This is a genomic window from Paenibacillus enshidis, from assembly GCF_042136365.1.
GTDB lineage: Bacteria > Bacillota > Bacilli > Paenibacillales > Paenibacillaceae > Paenibacillus > Paenibacillus enshidis.
On the sequence record NZ_JBHHMI010000001.1, the window covers coordinates 594,467 to 612,012 of the forward strand.

5 protein-coding genes and 1 pseudogene are annotated in these 17,546 nt (G+C 50.5%); 1 reads left to right on the forward strand and 5 read right to left on the reverse strand.

Going from position 1 to position 17,546, the window contains the following annotated elements; translation table 11 throughout:
- Positions 1-5: 5 nt before the first annotated feature.
- The 3 genes from ACE41H_RS02535 to ACE41H_RS02545 all read right to left on the reverse strand — a co-directional run bounded on the left by ACE41H_RS02535 (position 6) and on the right by ACE41H_RS02545 (position 14,825).
- On the reverse strand, positions 6-8,951 hold the full coding sequence (locus ACE41H_RS02535; RefSeq protein ID WP_375353115.1) for a non-ribosomal peptide synthetase: 8,946 nt from the start codon (positions 8,949-8,951) through the stop codon (positions 6-8).
- A 20-nt stretch (positions 8,952-8,971) separates the two neighbouring features.
- Positions 8,972-13,504: a non-ribosomal peptide synthetase gene (locus tag ACE41H_RS02540; protein ID WP_375353116.1), complete on the reverse strand. Its 4,533-nt coding sequence runs from the start codon at positions 13,502-13,504 to the stop codon at positions 8,972-8,974.
- A 280-nt stretch (positions 13,505-13,784) separates the two neighbouring features.
- Positions 13,785-14,825, reverse strand: coding sequence for an NAD(P)-dependent alcohol dehydrogenase (locus ACE41H_RS02545; RefSeq protein WP_375353163.1), 1,041 nt, complete (start codon positions 14,823-14,825; stop codon positions 13,785-13,787).
- A 262-nt stretch (positions 14,826-15,087) separates the two neighbouring features.
- Here ACE41H_RS02545 and ACE41H_RS02550 point away from each other — a divergent pair, with 262 nt between their 5' ends.
- Positions 15,088-16,113, forward strand: a complete 1,026-nt coding sequence (locus tag ACE41H_RS02550) for an S-layer homology domain-containing protein (protein ID WP_375353118.1) — start codon at positions 15,088-15,090, stop codon at positions 16,111-16,113.
- 259 nt (positions 16,114-16,372) lie between these two features.
- On the opposite strand, the gene ACE41H_RS02555 is transcribed toward ACE41H_RS02550, so the two are convergent.
- Both ACE41H_RS02555 and ACE41H_RS02560 read right to left on the reverse strand, forming a co-directional pair.
- Positions 16,373-16,585, reverse strand: a complete 213-nt coding sequence (locus ACE41H_RS02555; protein ID WP_375353120.1) for a hypothetical protein — start codon at positions 16,583-16,585, stop codon at positions 16,373-16,375.
- Between the two features lie 304 nt (positions 16,586-16,889).
- Positions 16,890-17,546: pseudogene (locus ACE41H_RS02560) on the reverse strand (collagen-like protein); the annotation flags it as partial.

Consider the following 17,546-nt stretch of genomic DNA (forward strand, 5'->3'; position numbering starts at 1 on the left):
TCGGGTTAGCGGTTCCGTCTTCGATTCAGCATTTCTCTCTTGCGCTGGTTTCCGTCCTGGATCATGGCTGCTTGCTGGTGATGGGCAGTACGGCTGGCTATAGCCACCTCTTTCTCCCCGTCACCTGAATGCAGTTGGGCGATAAACGAGCGAATGGTGGCATACCTGAACAACGTGGCTACACTGAATTCAAGCGACAGCTCCTCACGGATTCGGGTATTGATCTCCAATATGGACATGGAATTTCCACCAAGATCAAAAAAATTGTCATCCAGTCCAACCGGATCGCACGCCAGAACTTCCTGCCAGATCGCCGCAAGCTTGACCTCGATTTCTGTCTCAGGGCGGTCTCCTGCACCGCTGCGGGAAGCAGGGCCCGTTGCGGGAACCGGGAAAGACTTGACATCAATTTTCCCGTTGCTGCTGACCGGCATTTGCTCCAGCCTCATCCAATGGGACGGGATCATGAATTCCGGAAGCGAGGCGGTCAATGTATTCCTTAATTCCTGTGAATCAATGCTGTTTGCAGCCGTATAATAGGCGCATAAGTACAATTCTTTGCCGTCATCCTGCCGGGCAATGACCACCGCCTCAGAGATCAGGGGATGCCGGCGCAGCGCACTTTCAATTTCCCCCGTCTCGATCCGCAGCCCGCGGATTTTGACTTGCGCGTCGCCCCTGCCGAGAAACTCCACGGTTCCATTTGGAAGCCATCTTGCATAATCCCCGGTCCGGTAGACTCTGCCTCCTGCAACGAACGGGTCGCTCAAAAAACGGTTGTGCGTAAGCTCGGGATTGTTATGATACCCATTGCCTACACCGATGCCGCCTATATACAATTCTCCGATAACGCCAATCGGCACCAGCTTTGCGCGTTTGTCCAAAATATAAAATCGTACATTGGGGAGGGGCCTTCCGATGGGCACCCTCGTTTCTGGCATACTCCAGCCGGGCTTGCATTCATAATAGCTTGAATCTACCGTCGCTTCGGTGACCCCATAACTGTTCACAATGCGCATGGCTCCGCCGAATTGGGCGTACAGGCGCTGGAAATCCTCCACTCTGCACACATCCGAGCCGATAATCAGAAGCTGCAGGAAGGATACGTCCAGATTCCGCTCACTCACATAGTTCATAAACGGGACAATCAGAGCGGAGGTCGATTCAAACAGAGTGATACGGTGCTCCGCCATGAGACTGTATAACCGGCGAAAATCATACTTCTCTTCCTCCGAGCTGATGACCAGCTTGCCGCCATGCAGAAGCGTTCTGCCCAAATCACCGGTGAACACGTCAAATGAAATGCTTGCCAACTGCAACAGGCTGAAGTCCGGACGTGTCAACTGATATTCCTCCCGCCAGATACGGCACATGGCGATAAACTGCTTGTGTCCGATCATGACGCCTTTGGGCCTGCCGGTAGAGCCCGAGGTATAAATGATATACATCAAATCGTCGCTGTTGACGGCTGCACGACTCATCTGCTCCGGCTTTTGTGACCAGTCCACCTGCTCAATCGGGATGCAGCATACTGAAGGCGACACGGACTGTGTGCTATCTGCATGGCAGATCAGCCACTCCGCCCCACTGTCACTCAACATATGCGCCACCCGTTCCTCCGGATATGCCGGATCCATCGGAACATAAGCTGCGCCTGTTCGTAATACCGCCAGGATGGCAACTACACCCTCCATGGATCGCTCCAGCAGCACACCAACCTTGCTGCCTCGTCCTGCTCCCCTGGATTGCAGAACACAAGCAAGCACGGCGGCACGCCGCTCCAGTTCAGCGTAAGTAAGAGACTGTCCCTCATAGACCAGCGCCGTTTGAAGAGCATACTGCTGTGCCGTGTGTTCAAACAGCGTATAAAAGTCTTCGCCGTTGGCGGACGGTTCGACAAGCAGCGGTTCGGCAAGCAGTCGGTGAAATCCGGACAGCAGCCTTGTTTTCTCTTCCAGCGGCAGAAATTCAATCTCCCCGAGCAACTGGTCCGGCCCCTCCGTAAATGCCAGTAATATTTGAATGTAATAATCCATATAACGATGAACCGTCTCTGCCATAAACAGCTCTGCGCTGTATTCCAACTCAAGCAGCATGTCCTCAGAGGTTTCTACAATATTCAAGGACAAGTCAAACTTGGATACCGGAAATGAAACCATATACGGCTCAACACGCAGCTCCGGCCACTGAGGTAATGGCAATGGCTTGGACTGGTAGCTGAACATCGTATCAAACAGCGGATTACGGCTCATGTCGCGCGGCAGATTCAGCTTCTCGATCAGATGCTCGAAAGGCAGCTCCTGATGCTCTTGAGCGAGCAACAGCAGGTCCGCTACTTCATGCACATACTGTCTTACCGTTTTGTCCGCCGCAGGGCAGGAACGAAGGGCGACCGTATTGACAAACATGCCGATCACTTCCCGGATATCCGCCTGCTGACGATTGGCAAAGGGCGATCCCACAATGATATCCTCCTGGCCGGTGATGCGGAACAGCAGCGTATAATATGCTGTGAGCAGCAAGGTATTTAAAGTCACGCCATGGTTTGCCGCAGTGTGGTTAAGCTTGTGGCGAAGCTCGGGCAGCACACTGGTTTGGACGGTTCCGCCGTCATATCCTTTAACTGGCGGTCTTGGCCGGTCAATCGGCAAGTTCAGAATCGGCAGCTCTCCCCCCAGCGTATCCAGCCAGAATTTTTCCTGGGTCCGGTACAGATCGGTGTGTACCAGCTGGCTTTGCCACAGACTGTAATCCTTGTAATCCACTGTTGGGGGCTGGACAAGCTCTTGCCCCTGATACAGTGCAAGCAAATCCCGCACGAAAATGTCGGTACTGATCCCATCCGCAATAATATGGTGCATATCAAGCATCAATACGCTTTCTTCCTCTGCAGTGGAAGCGATGCATATCCGCACGAGCGGAGCTTTATCCAGCGCAAAAGGCTGAATAAATCCCAAAACCATGTCCTGAAGCTCCGTGCCTGTAGCTGCTTGCCGATACGACACCGGAATTTGCGCATCAGGCGTGATGCGTTGAACGGGTCTTCCGTTTACCGTTTCAAAGCGGGTACGCAGGGATGCATGACGCCGGGTCATCTCATCCAGAGCCCTGGAAAGCCGTTGGTGACCCAGCCTGCCTTTGATCTTGACCATCAGCGGCATGTTATAGGAAATGCCCTCTCCTTCCAGCTCGTACAGGAAATACATTCGTCTTTGGGCCGATGATAATGGATAGCTGTCTGCAGCAGCAGCCGCAGGAATAGCCATGATTTTGCTTTTGGACGAAGATTCGGCCAATATGCTCAAGGCCCTGACGGTAGGCTGTTTGAAAAACTGGCGCAGGGATATCTCCGCACCCATGCGTTCATGAATCATCAGCAGAATGGAACTGGCCTGCAGCGAGTTGCCTCCCAGCTCAAAAAAGGAGTCTGTCGGGCTGAACGGCCCGGTCAGTTCAAGCACTTCGGACCAGATCGCGGCCATTTGCCGCTCCCCATCGGTTGCCGTATCCGTGCTCTGCCGTTCTTCCTCCTGATCCTGAATTATCTCCGCTGTCTTCAGCTTCTTGCGGTCAAGCTTGCCATTCGGTGTCAGCGGGAATGAAGCAATATGCACCAATCGCCCGGGAATCATATAAGCCGGGAGCAAATCCATTAAATGCTGCATGACCTGCCTTGGTGAACATGCCCTTACAGCCGTATAATAACCGACCAGTCTGTCCCCGTTCTCCCGGCTGGACTCCGCCACCACAAGTGCCTGGGCAACGCCTTCACAGGACATCATGCTTTCCTGCACTTCTTCCGTATCGATGCGGTATCCCCGTATTTTGACCTGGTGGTCCAGCCTTCCCAAATACATCAAACAGCCGTCATCCAGCCACCGGACCCGATCTCCGGTTCGATACATCGTCCCCTCGCCTGTAAACGGGTTGGGTATAAATCGTTCATTCGTCAGGAGCTCGTTTCCGAAATAGCCCTTTGCTACCCCCTTGCCTCCGATATACAGCTCTCCCGGAATACCCGGAGGCACAAGCTGTCCTTGTGAATCCAATACATAAAGCCATGTGTTGGCCAGAGGCCTGCCTATGTCATTACGGGTGGAGGCAGTCAATTCCTGCACTGTGGACCAGATGGTGGTCTCTGTCGGACCATACATATTGTAAATTCTGGCCATCGTGCAATTCTGAAGTCCGGCAAGCAGTTTCAGCGGAAAATGTTCGCCCCCGACGAGAATTTGCTTTGCCTGACGTAGCAACTCCGCCCCATGGCGGTGATTCAGCAGCATGGACAAGCGGGACGGCGTCAACTGCAGTGTATGCACAGGCTTGTCCTGTACCAGACGGGCCAGCAGCTCCGGGTCCTGCTGTATGGCTTCATCGGCCATGATGACCTTCATCCCTTTAAACAAGGGCAGCAGCATTTCAACAAAAAAAATGTCAAAGGATACCGTTGTCAGCGCCAGAACGCCGGAGCCTGCAGGCCATTCGGTCTGTTCACTCATGGCATGGATGAAATTGAAAAGATTGTCGTGGGTAATAACCACCCCTTTGGGTGACCCGGTGGAGCCGGAAGTGTACAAGACATAAGCCATATCCCCGGGTTCGTTGATCGGGTCAGGGTTGGCACACTCCCCATAATATGCGGTCTGCTCATCATGAAGCAGCAGCACTTCACCGGCGCAGCTCTCTCCCCAACCGTTCAACCCATCCAGATGATCCGACAGTACAAGCTTGACCCGGCTGTTTTGCAGCATATGGCGTATGCGCTCCTCCGGAAAGCCGGGATCGATGGGCAGGTAAGCGCCGCCCGCCTTCAGCACGGCCATGATCGCAACCATCAAGTGGTGGCTGCGGCCAAGAAGGATCCCAACCAGTGTATTCCGGCCTACTCCTTTGCTTCTGAGCCGCTTCGCCAACGTATTGGCCATTCCGTTCAGTTCCTCGTAGGTCAGGCTCGTTAGTGGTGTGTCAAGTGCAATCTGTTTACCTACAGCAGCGGCCATTTGTTCAAACAGCACATGAATACCGGCCTCGACCGGATAATAGGACGGGTCAGGATTCCATGTCCGGGTGATTTGATCATGCTGTGCTTCCGACAACAGAGTGATGTCCTGCAATGGACGCGAAGCGTGCATGCCCAACTCTCTCAGCAGAATTTCAAAATGATGCGACATCTGCCGAATCGTATCAGCACGGAACAAACCGGTCCTGTATTCCCACATGAGATCAAATGTATGATTGCTATGGATCACAGCGTACAGGCTGAGGTCGAATTTGGACATTCCGGATGCAAGAGCGGCAGCCTCGATCCGTAATGCGCCGCAGCGCTTGGGCTCGCTGGATGATTGCAGGGCGAACCAGACATCAAATAGCGGATTGTGGTTCAAATCCCGCGCTGCTCCCACTTTAGATACAAGCTGCTCAAACGGATAGGCCTGATGTTCCAGAGCCGCTATGACGGTGCTTTTGACTTCTTCCAGCAATTGCACAAATGTTTTGCTTCCTGCAGGCTGGCTGCGGAGAGCCAGCGAGTTGACGAAGACGCCGGCAAGATGCTTCAGTTCGGCATGTTCACGCCCTTCGGCCGGTGTACCCACCACGATGTCCTCCTGACCGGTATACTTGTGCAACAGGACATAAAAGGCGGTCAGCATAACCGTGAACAGTGTGGTATGATGCTGCCGGGCCAGCTCCTGCAACGGCTCCAGCATGTCCGGTTCACATGAGGATATCAGTACATCCCCCTTTACGTCAGGATAGCTCTTCTTCGGAAAATCCGTCGGCAAGGCCAGCAGCGGAATCTCATCCCCGAACTGCTCCAGCCAGTAGGCTTGATGCACAGCCATATCCGCGCTCGTCAGCTCTTTTTTCTGCCAGGCAGCATAGTCCTTGTATTCCACTATCAGCGGTTCCAGAGCTTGTCCTTCATACAAGAGCAGCAGATCCCGCAGCAAAATGTCCAGCGTAGTCCCATCCGCAATCATATGATGAAGATCAAACAAGAGCATGCAGCGGGTCTCGGAAAACTTCAGCAGCTTCACTCTAAACAGAGGAGCGGCCAGGAGATCGAACGGTTGGACAAAATGGCGCAAATAACCTTCAAGCGCTGCCTCATCCATCGGCACGACCTCCAAATATTGCTCCTGGTTCAGAGCGGGAACCGTGCGCATGAACGGATAACCTTGTACGATGTGCAAACAGGTACGCAGTGCATGATGTCTTGCCACAAGCTCCTGCAAGGCCTTAATCAGTTGCGCTTCATGAAGCGGACCATGAATGTCAAGCCTGACCGGCATGTTATACAGCGTTGAATCCTCGGCTGCAGCTTGATGAAAATAGATGCGCTCCTGAGCGGAAGAACAGACGTAATGCTCTTTTTCCCCAATGGAAGGAATCGGGATGTACGCATGGTCAACATATTGCCGTATTTCACGGCACAGAGCTTCAATCGTCGAATGCTCGAAAATAGTTCGTATCGTAAGATTGCATCCGAAATCGCGATTCAGCTCATTCACAATCAGGGAAGCGGTCAGGGAATGTCCTCCAATGTGGAACAGAGAGTCATGAATGCCAAAATCCACATCCTGAGGCACGTATTTTTTCCAAATCTCGTATACGGTCTGTTCAACATCATTTCTTGGAAGCATATGAACGGTATTGCTTTGCAGCCTGCGGCGAACAGACAGCAGCTTTTTCTGATCCATCTTGCCGTTGAGGGTCAGAGGCATGAATTCGGTCTCATAGAAATGGGACGGGATCATATATGCAGGCAAGCGGGTCTCCAGATGTAAGCGAATTTCCTCATCAGCAACTGTGCCACGGCATACCAGATAGGCGGCAAGCTCGGAGTTTCCCATGCCATCCTTCTGCGTTATTACGACCGCGTCGGCGATGTGAGTGTGCTGCAGAAGCTGCTCCACAATTTCCCCGATCTCAATGCGATACCCGCGAATTTTGACCTGCTGGTCCATTCTGCCCAAATACTCGAATTCGCCGTTTGCAAGCTGTCTCACCAGGTCTCCCGAACGGTAGAACCGTGTTTCGCCCAGCAAGGAGTGTGTAACAAACCGGGCATTTGTCAGTTCCGGTTTGCCAAGATAACCCTCGGCTACACCCAGCCCGGCAATCCACAGCTCTCCCGGCACGCCGCAAGGAACCGGATGCAGATCACGATCCACCACCATGCCCCGCAAATGCGGTAAAAGATGGCCTATGTTGCTGGAGGAGGAGCGCAGGTCTGCGGGCAACAGCTTTTTATAAGTCGCATGAATGGTGGTCTCCGTAATGCCGTACATATTAATCAGTTCGGAATTCGGATGACGCTCTGCCCATGCCGCAATCTTGCCAGGGGTCAGCGCTTCACCGCCAAAAATCACATAACGCGGACTCCATTCCTGTATAGCTTCTTCCTGGATGAGCCGATAAAATGCCGAAGGCGTCTGATTCAGCACCGTCACATTCTCTGCCGTCAGCAGTCTGGCGAAACGCCGGGTATCCTTTACAATGGATTCCGGCACAATGATGAGCGTTGCCCCTGTCACAAGTGCCCCGAACATTTCCCATACCGAGAAATCAAAGCTGAAGGAATGGAACAGGGTCCACCGATCCTTGACAGATAACGAAAACAGCGGCAGCGTATGCTGAAGAAGACTTGTAATTTGACCATGCCGAATCACGGCACCTTTGGGTTGGCCCGACGTTCCCGAAGTGTAAATAATGTATGCCGGGTCTGCGGACGTCACATCGTTCCCGGAGTACGTCTCCCCGCGCGGAACCCATTCCTCTGCAGAGTTCCACACCATTTCATCCAAATGAATGATCGTTCCGCTTCCCCATGCTTCAGGAGTTTCAAGGCTGCTGGCCGTCACCAAAAAGGCCGTTCCCGAGTCCTCAAGCATATAGCGGAATCTTTCCGCAGGAAGTCCGGGCTCAATCGGCAGATACGTCCCTCCTGCGCTCAAAATGGCCAGGATTCCCGCCACCATGTCAAATGATCGTTCAACCCGAATGGCAACGATGGTGCCACGCTTCACACCTTCCTTTTGCAGTACAAAGGCAATGCAGTCCACACGATGTTTAAGCTCTCCATATGTCAGTTTTTCGCTGCCACATACAAGTGCGGTATGATCCGGTACACTGCAAGCTGTGCTGGCGAACATTTCGTGCAGCAAGAACGGCTCAGGCATTGCAATATCCACGTTCATTTCCTGTGCAAGCAAGGACAGCGAGTCGGCATCCGTCATGGAAATGCCGGCAACGGGCTGATCCGGCTGAAGCAGGACATTCTGAAGCAACACCATATATTGGTCCATAACCCGCCAGGCCGAGAATTCCCCGTACCGGCTAGGATCGTAGTACAGCTTGATCTGAACGGAATCGGCATGAACATTCAGGGAAAAAGCAAAAGCCACACCTATATCGTCCATCCATGCCAGACCATGAACCGTTTCGAGCATCACGGCAATTTCAAAAAATGGATTATCCGCAGCCTCCCAGGGCATTCCCATTTCACCGGCCAGCACTTCAAGCGGATAACGGGCATATTCCTGTGATTGGCTCAGGCTCCGCCTGGTTTGCAGCAAAAGCTCCTTGAATGTATCGGTCGGACTTACATTTACAGGGATAAAGGCAGCCGGAATACCCAGCAGAAAATAATCCGCCCCGCAATATTTGTAGACAAGCACGGAAGCTGCCGCTGCGGCCAGCGCATGCAGGTTGGCATTCGAGCCATTGCTTATGCGAATCAGCTCCTGGGCGGAGAATTCGGGAAGCCAGGCCGTAACGGCATGGCTGGATAACTCAGACTGGACAGGAACCAACGACGGTTGCGGCAAACGGTCATAAGGTACAACGGGCTTGGGCAATTCCTCAGATACAAACCGGATCAGCGTTTCTTTCTGATCGCGCATACTCGCTGCAAGCAAAGCCTTTTCACTATACAGTTGGTTGGACACTCCCATATGCTCCTTCGCCGTTAAAATTGAAAGTCCACTTCTTCATACCGTTCGGGAACCGGTCCCGGCTCCTCATGAACCTTGATTTCAGAAAGCACAAGCTCCGGCTGTGCAGCCACCTGCTCCAGAACATGCATGTACCGCTCCGCCCACTTATGTACACTGTCTGCCGCGAACAGATGGTGTGCATACTCAATCATGAGCTTGACGGGTACCTGATCTGTTGCCAGTACCGTTACGGTAAGATCAAACTTGCTTTGCCCGTGATGCAGCGGGTTCATGATCATTTCCACGCCCGCCACATCCAGACTCTCCTCATTGGACAGCATCGTAAATACGGTGCGGAAGAACGGTTGCATCCCGGGAGAAGCTTGCCTCTGTTTTTTAACCAGATCAGCAAGCGGATAAAATTGATATTGCATGGCCCGCAGCATGGATTGTCTGACCTGGGAGAGCAGCCTGGAAAAAGAGATATCGGCAACAGGCGCATTGCGCAGCGGCATCGTATTGACAAACATTCCGCTTACGGCATCCATATCCGGTTGCCATCGCCCCGACAACGGAATCCCCACGGTCACATCCTCCTGAGCGGTATACTTGTGCATCAGAATGTAATGGGCTGTCAGCAATACTGTAAATATTGACGTTTTGTGCTGACGGGCGAGCGAGACCAGCTTGTCGGCCAGTTCCGCGCGAAACGGCCATGCAAGCTGGCTCCCGCCTTTGCTGTGAAGAGAACGGGTAACATCGGACGGCAGCACCGCCGGAGCCTGCGCATCATGAACGACCGACAGCCAATATTGCTCGGCCTCGGCATATACCGCTGTCTTGCGAACCGCACTCTCCCAAAGAGCGTAATCCTTGTATTGCAACTGCACAGGGGCGCAGATTTGCTGCTGATACAGTGTGATGAACTCCTGCATGAGCTGACGAACAGAATGATTGTCAGTGATGATGTGATGCAGGTCTCCCAGCAGCACATAAGAGCTTTCGTCAAGGCGAAGCAGCTTTACCCGGAACAAGGGTGCCTGTTGCAGATCAAAAGGATGGATAAAACCGGTGAGCTGACGCTCCAGTCCTTCTGCATCAACCTCTGCATATTCCAGTTCAAACGGGATCTGACGATGTACGATTTGCCGGATTTCCCCGCCCACAGTATGAAAGCTGGTGCGCAGCGATTCATGGCGTTGAAGCAAGGTGCGGAACGCTTCTTCAACCCTGTGGTGATCGACTGGGCCCTTCATTTCAATCCTAAATGGCAGGTTGTAGGAGGTAAGCTCGTCCTCCCACTGGGTGCTTATATACATGGCAAGCTGCGCGGAGGACAATGGATAGTCCTGCGCTTCGGCAGCCGGGACGATGGCTGGCAGCCGAAACTTCCCGTCAACGGCTGCGGCCAGCAATGCGGCAAGCTCTCCAAGGGTTGGATAACGGAAAATTTCCTGTACGGTAATTTCAATTCCCAGCTCCTTCTGAATACCCATAACCAGATACATGGCCTGCAGCGAATGTCCGCCAAGGTCCATAAAATGTGTGTTTGACGAAATGTTGCCCTGTAACGAAAGTGTTTCTTGCCATAAATGCAGGAGAATATGCTCCAGTTCACTTCGTGGCGCAAATATAGGACTGTCCTTGCCAGGCTGTGCTGCTTCCTGAACCGGAAGCGGCAGGGCTTTGATATCCAGCTTGCCATTCTGGTTCTGGGGCAGCTTTTCAACAGGAATAAAATAGCTGGGCACCATGTAATCCGGCAGCTTGGACTGCATATGCTCCCTTAGCTGCGTGGAAGAGGATTTCCCTGCTTCTCCCACGACATAAGCACATAAATAAGGCTCGGTACCCTCTTGCTCCCTCACAATAACAGCAGCGGCAGCCACGGAGGGAGCAGATAACAAATGCGATTCGACATCAGCCAGTTCAATCCGGTACCCTCTGATCTTGACCTGACGATCCATCCGTCCAAGGAAATCAAGCTGTCCCTCGGAAGTCCAGCGGCCCAAATCTCCGGTACGGTACATCCATGTTCCGGGAGCAAACGGGTCGGGAACGAACCGCTCACGGGTCAGCTCCGGGTTGTTCCAATAACCGCGGCCAACACCTTTTCCGCCAATGCATATTTCGCCGGGAACCCCGCACGGTTTGATTCGTCCGGCTTCATCCATAACATAAATGTTCACATCCTCAATCGCCGTTCCAATGCAGATGGTGTTCGGTTCGTCGAATCGGTACACGGTAGACCAAACCGTCGTTTCCGTTGGCCCATACAGATTGTAAATATCAGCAGGCAGCTTCTCACGCAGAGAACGGACAAGCTGCTCCGGCAGCGCCTCTCCTCCAAGCAGCACATCCGTTACCCCCTGCAGCCGCTTGACATTGCCGGAATGACTGAGCAGCGTTTTCAGCCTTGTAGGCGTTAATTGAATAATATGAATGCCAGAGCGTTCAATTAGTTCGCATAAGCGAATCGGGTCCTTTTGTTGGATCGCATCTGCCATTACGATCTTTATTCCCTTGAGAAGGGGAAGCAGCATTTCCACAATAAAAATATCGAATGAAAAGGTGGACAGTCCCAGCATGACTTTGCTCTCGGACCACTGGAGCTTGCGGTCAAATGATTGAATAAAATGAACCAGATTGCGATTCTCAATCATGACACCTTTGGGCTTGCCGGATGTTCCCGATGTATAGAGCACATAGGCCAGATCACGGGCAGAGCGGGCTGCCTTTACGTTTTCATATGTCAGGTGTTCTTCGTTCAGCTCCGAAACATTCACGATGTTGCTTTCCGAACTGAATTGGTTAAGAAGCTCCCGGGTACGGTGGTCCACCAGGATGAACGGTGAACGAGTATCTTCCAGGATGTCCATGATGCGGTCTGCAGGAAGCTCCGGGTCTATCGGCACGAAAGCTGCCCCTGCCTTGAGAATGGCGAGCACAGAGACAAGCAGGTCAACCGATCTCTCCATAAAAAGATTTACCGGCATCTCGGGTCCGACCCCGATTTCCTGCAGCTTGAGCGCAAGCTGATTCGCCCGGTTATTGATCCGGCTATACGTCCAGTTGTCTTCTCCAAATATCACCGCCACGTGATCAGGGCTCTGACTGACCCGATTTTCGAACAGCGCCGGATATAGCTGGTCCGAAGGCCAGCTGCCGTTGCCGGATTCGCTCCCCTGATCATCCGTATGGGGAACGTCAGGCCGCCGCTGCCTCAGCCGCACCTCCGCTTGATGCAAGTCCAGAAGGCGGTTAACCGTCCTTTCTTTCAGATCATGCACATGGTTGAGGAAGAAAGCAAAGTCCGCAATCAGGCCCTGGATAAATTGGCTCTCAAACTGATCGGTCCGATAAGACACGGAAATCCGGATGTCCGCAAACGTCTGAATGCCTACCGTTATCGGATAATGGGAATGTTCTCTCATCGAATGAGACGAAATCGCTAACTCTTCGCCGCCAAGCGCTTCAAACTGGAACAAGGGATAATTCTGAACGACAAACAGCGTGTCGAATTCGCCGTTCTGACCGTTCCCGTCCATCTCCTTCATGATGCTTGTCAAGGGATAATAGCTGTACCGTTCACAATCCAGCAGAGATTGCTGAACTTGTCCGAGAAGCTGTGAACCAGCCGCAGCATGATTCAGCTTCACGCGAAAAGGCACGGTCTGCACGAATAAGCCAACCATATCCGTTATACCTTCAAAAGGGATGTTCCGGCCGGAAAGGGTGGTGCCGAAAAGCACATCCCTGCGGCCTGTATACATTTGTAAAACCAATGCCCAAGCGGTATAACACAAGCCGGCTATCGTTATTTGATTCTCCATTGCAAATCGCTTTAACCGCAGAGTCTGCTCCGGAGACATTACATGTGTTTCTTGCAGCATTTCTTTTTTCGATTTAGGTTTGCTTTTCACAGAGGGTGTAATCGAAGCATGTCCGGCATGAGCTAACACCTTGCTCCAATATGTCGATTCTTCGACGAAATTCAGGTTATGTATAAATTTGAGGTAGTCCAGCTTCTTTCTTTTGGAAGGCAGAACAGGCTCTTGGCCCTGACGCAGTTTGTGGTAGGCATACCAGAATTCCTTCAGGAGAATGCCCGTGCTCCAGCCGTCAAACAAAATATGATGACTGCTGATGAGCATCTGATATTGATTGGCTTCTACTTGAACAAGCCTGATTCGGAAAGGCACTTCTTCCTGCAGCCGGAACCCGCGCTCCATATCTTCAGCCATGATGCGCTTAAATTCTTCTCTTGCATCCAGAGGCTCTTTCCCTGCCAGCATATCCATCCGAATTTCGGGTATGCTATTTTTCAAAATAATTTGAACCGGCTGCCTCAGACCCGACCAGCGGAATTGGGAGCGAAGGGATTCGTTGGCACGTACCACGATATTCCAGGCTTCCTGAAAATCAGCGATCCGGATGCTTCCGGTCAAGGAGATGTTTAATTGCTCAAAGTAGTTTGGGCTGCCTTGTTCATGGATGCAATGAAATAAAATTCCTTCCTGATTTGGCGATAAAGCAACGATGTTTTCTACATTCTCTCTTTTCAACCATTCCATCTCCTTGAAATATAAAAGAATAAATTGAAAAAAATTATAGAATTGATGATCTAATGAAATTATAAAACAATATTCCTGTCGAAATCCTCAAAAGTTTGTCGTAAGAAACATATTTTTTTTGAAGGAACGTCGATAGACGTTTTTTTGTGGCGGCTTAATATGAAAAAAGCCTTAGTGCATAGCACCAAGGCGGGTCTCAAGCAGGATTATGCGCTTTCGCATAACCCCTGCCCGATGATGAATATTTTATGTTTAAGTGCTCTTTTATTGTTTACAGAGTGGCCATGTCAATCACATACCGGTAACGCACATCGTTGTTCAGAACACGCTCATACGCTTCATCCACCTGATCGGCACGGATGATCTCAATCTTGGGAGCAATACCATGCTCAGCAGCAAAATCGAGCATCTCCTGTGTTTCTCTCATGCCACCAACATTTGAAGCCGTAATGCTGCGACGTCCAGCGTACAAGGAGAAAATATTGTACTGTTCCGGTTTGCTTGGCAGCCCAACAGTGACAAGTGATCCATCTACTTCAAGCAGGGATAGATATGCATCAACATCAATATTTGCGGACACGGTGTTGATGATGATGTCAAAGTGACCAGCCAATTCCTTGAATGTTGCGGGGTCACTGGTAGTATAGAAATGATCTGCGCCAAAGCTCAAGGCTTCATCTTTTTTATTCGTACTTGTACTCAAGACAGTGACTTCAGCGCCGATGGCATGGGCAAATTGTACGGCTATATGACCGAGACCACCCATCCCCAGAACAGCAACCTTCTTCCCAGGACCTGCGTCCCAGTGTTTTAATGGAGAGTATGTGGTGATACCGGCGCATAATAACGGGCTTGCTGCAGCCAGATCCAGGCTGTCCGGGATACGGACAACAAAATGTTCTTTTACCACAATGTTTTGGCTGTATCCGCCATATGTAAGATTCCCGTCGTAGTCTGTAGAATTAAATGAAATAACTACGCCTTTTGTACAAAATTGCTCTTCACCTCGCAGGCAGAATTTGCATTCTCCGCAAGAGTTGACAAAGCAACCGACCCCAACGCGATCCCCCACAGCGAATTTTGTCACAGCTGATCCTACAGCAGATACGACCCCTGCCATTTCATGACCTGGGACCATGGGATAAACCGCGTTGCCAAAATCATTGTGGGCAATGTGAATATCCGAGTGACAAATCCCGCAATACTTAATATCGATCAAAATGTCGTCAGGCCGTAAATCTCTCCGCTCAATAGTTGTCTTTTCAAAAGGTGCTTTTGCGCTTGGAACGCTTAGAACATGAGTTGTACACATAGGTTTCCTCTGCTCCTTTGCCTTTGAAATAGTGAGGCAGCTGGTTAAAAATAAACGCACATTGATCGATTTCTCTCTTATCCAACTGTCTGTATTCATTATATTACCAATTGTTAAAAGAATTCAATTGGTGAATTTAATAGCAAAGAGATTTATATCCGGAATTAATAAAATAAATCACCTGTATGCAACCTTTTCAAACCTCTAGCCGTTTAGTGTAACGAGAACTTACTTCTCAACACTATGTTATGAGGTGAATGCGGTGAGAAAAGTATATAAAATGATGACAGTATCTGCAGCGGCGGCTTTAATTTCTTCGGCTTTAATGGGGCAAAGCTTTGCTGCTTCAAGCTCCTTTACAGATTTGAACAACATCTCTGCAAAGGACAAAATTATCAGCCTGCAACAAAGAGGTATCGTATCAGGGGTCACATCTGAGTTGTTTGCTCCACAGACTACCCTCTCCGCTGCCCAAAGCGTTCAACTGATTGTGAATGCCTTTGGACTCAATTTGGATGGCATCAGATTCCTGGTAGAGCCTAAAGCTACGAATTATTTTTCAAAAGCAGATAATAACGCATGGTATGCAAATGCGTTGATTACTGCCGGAGCTAACGGGGTTCCGCTCGATAAAGACCTGGATCCCCAGGCCCAAATGACACGTGAAGCGTTCACGGCCGAGCTTATTCTGGCGATGGAGGCACATGGGAAGCTGCCATTGATCAAACCAGTTGTTGTGGAGATTCAGGATCAGGATCAACTGAATGTCGAATATTCCGGCGCCATTCAACGCGGAATTGCCTATGGTATCATCAAGCTGGATGCAGACGGCTCGTTCCATCCGAAAAAGAACATTACACGGGCGGAAGCTGCTGAAGAAATTTACAATGCAATAGAATATTTGAAGGCTCACCCGGCTCCCGTCATTAATAATGAATCTCTCTCCACTACGGAAGGTGTTCAACTGATTAAGGACGCGTTTACGAGCGTGTATGCGCCAACTGATTTCAATATTGATCCTAACACGAAGCTGACTCGTGAATCGTTTACCTATTTACTGGTTCACTCACTGCAAACCAGCGGCAAATTGCCAATGATCAAGTTAGTACCTGTTGAAATCAAGGATAATGATCAAATCGAGCTTTCCTATTCAGGTATGATTCAAACTGCAATTGCGTTAGAGATTGTTAAGTTGGATGCAGATGGTAACTTCAATCCCAAAGTCGAACTTACCCGCACGGATGCTAGTGACATGATTAGTAAAGCACTTGAAGCTGTTAAAGAATAACCGAATAATTAATGAAATAGAGAATGACCAAAAAGAGCAGCCCTAGGAAATCTTCCTAAGATTGCTCTTTTTAGATAAATTCATATTTTCTAACATTAATATTCAACATCCTCCTCCTGCCTGCTTATTCAGGTAGGAGGAGCGTGTTCATTTATAATCTACATTATACTCTCCATACTTCCATTTTTGTCTTTTAGAAAAAAGCTGCTATAAAAGCAGCTTTAGTGGTGAAATTACTTATAGAAGCTTCCCTGATTCGCTAAGATGGGAGAATATAAATGTCGTAAGGATAAACATAAACCATTGCTGGAGGTATCATATGATCACTATAAGGCAAATCACCTGTCAATTCTTTATGTTCCCCAAAGTAATTTGTTTCTTTAAACATATCTTTGAGTAGTTGCTGGATGTCTTGCATACTATTGCATTCCTGTGCCAGTAGACTCACCAGTTCGTTTTTTTTCGCTTTCATGGGTAACATCTCCTTTGTGGATATTGTTACCAATTACACGGAAGTTTAAACGTTCTCACTATGAACTGCCTCACCAGCCCCTGCAAAATCACACGCCAGCTACGGTGTACAACCGGTAGGTCCAACTGGTATCCACAAGCGAATAACGGAGGGAACTTCGTTCCTCCCCGCGCCTTCGCTTGGGCTTTGCCCTCGATCTGCAAAGCCTCCTGTCGCTACGTTGTTATCTTTTTCACACCTTAACTATATTCAAATTCCTGTCTTGACATCGTGTAGCACTATAACCTATGCGTAAGATAACTTGCTATGCTAATTGTGTGATAACAAGATGTGCTGAAACAGGTCTTGTTCCTCCAGCGAGAGGAGTAATAGTAAGTGCAGTGGAATTGCCAGCAGGATTTCGAACAGTCAGTATGGAATTAATGACAGTCGTTTGCACTAAGGCCATTTCCACGATCTGTGATGTTCCTGTTGCACGTCCAACTACAGTATAGGCGAGATCCGCGCCATTGAGTGTCAGGATTAGTTGTCCAGGTTCGGTTACGCTAACCTGAGAAAGCACCTGATAGGTCCCTATTGCCGCTAAATTAAAAGAGCTAGGGCCGATTCGGGTAATAGTAGTTCCACTGGTAGGGCCATCTTGCGGAAAACTTACGTCTGTACCCGGAGCAACAGTAGCTGCATTATCAGGGGGCATCAGGGCGAAGAAATCAGCAAAGCCCAATACCGTTCCGGCCTCGCCCGTTGCTCCTGTCACTCCTGTTGCCCCGGTAGCTCCTGTTGCTCCTGCTGCGCCGGTAGCTCCTACTGCTCCCGCCTCTCCGGTTGCCCCTGTCGCTCCTGCTGCGCCAGTAGCTCCTATTGCTCCCGCCTCTCCGGTTGCCCCTGTCGCTCCTGCTGCGCCGGTAGCTCCTACTGCTCCCGCCTCTCCTGTTGCCCCGGTAGCTCCTGTCGCTCCTGC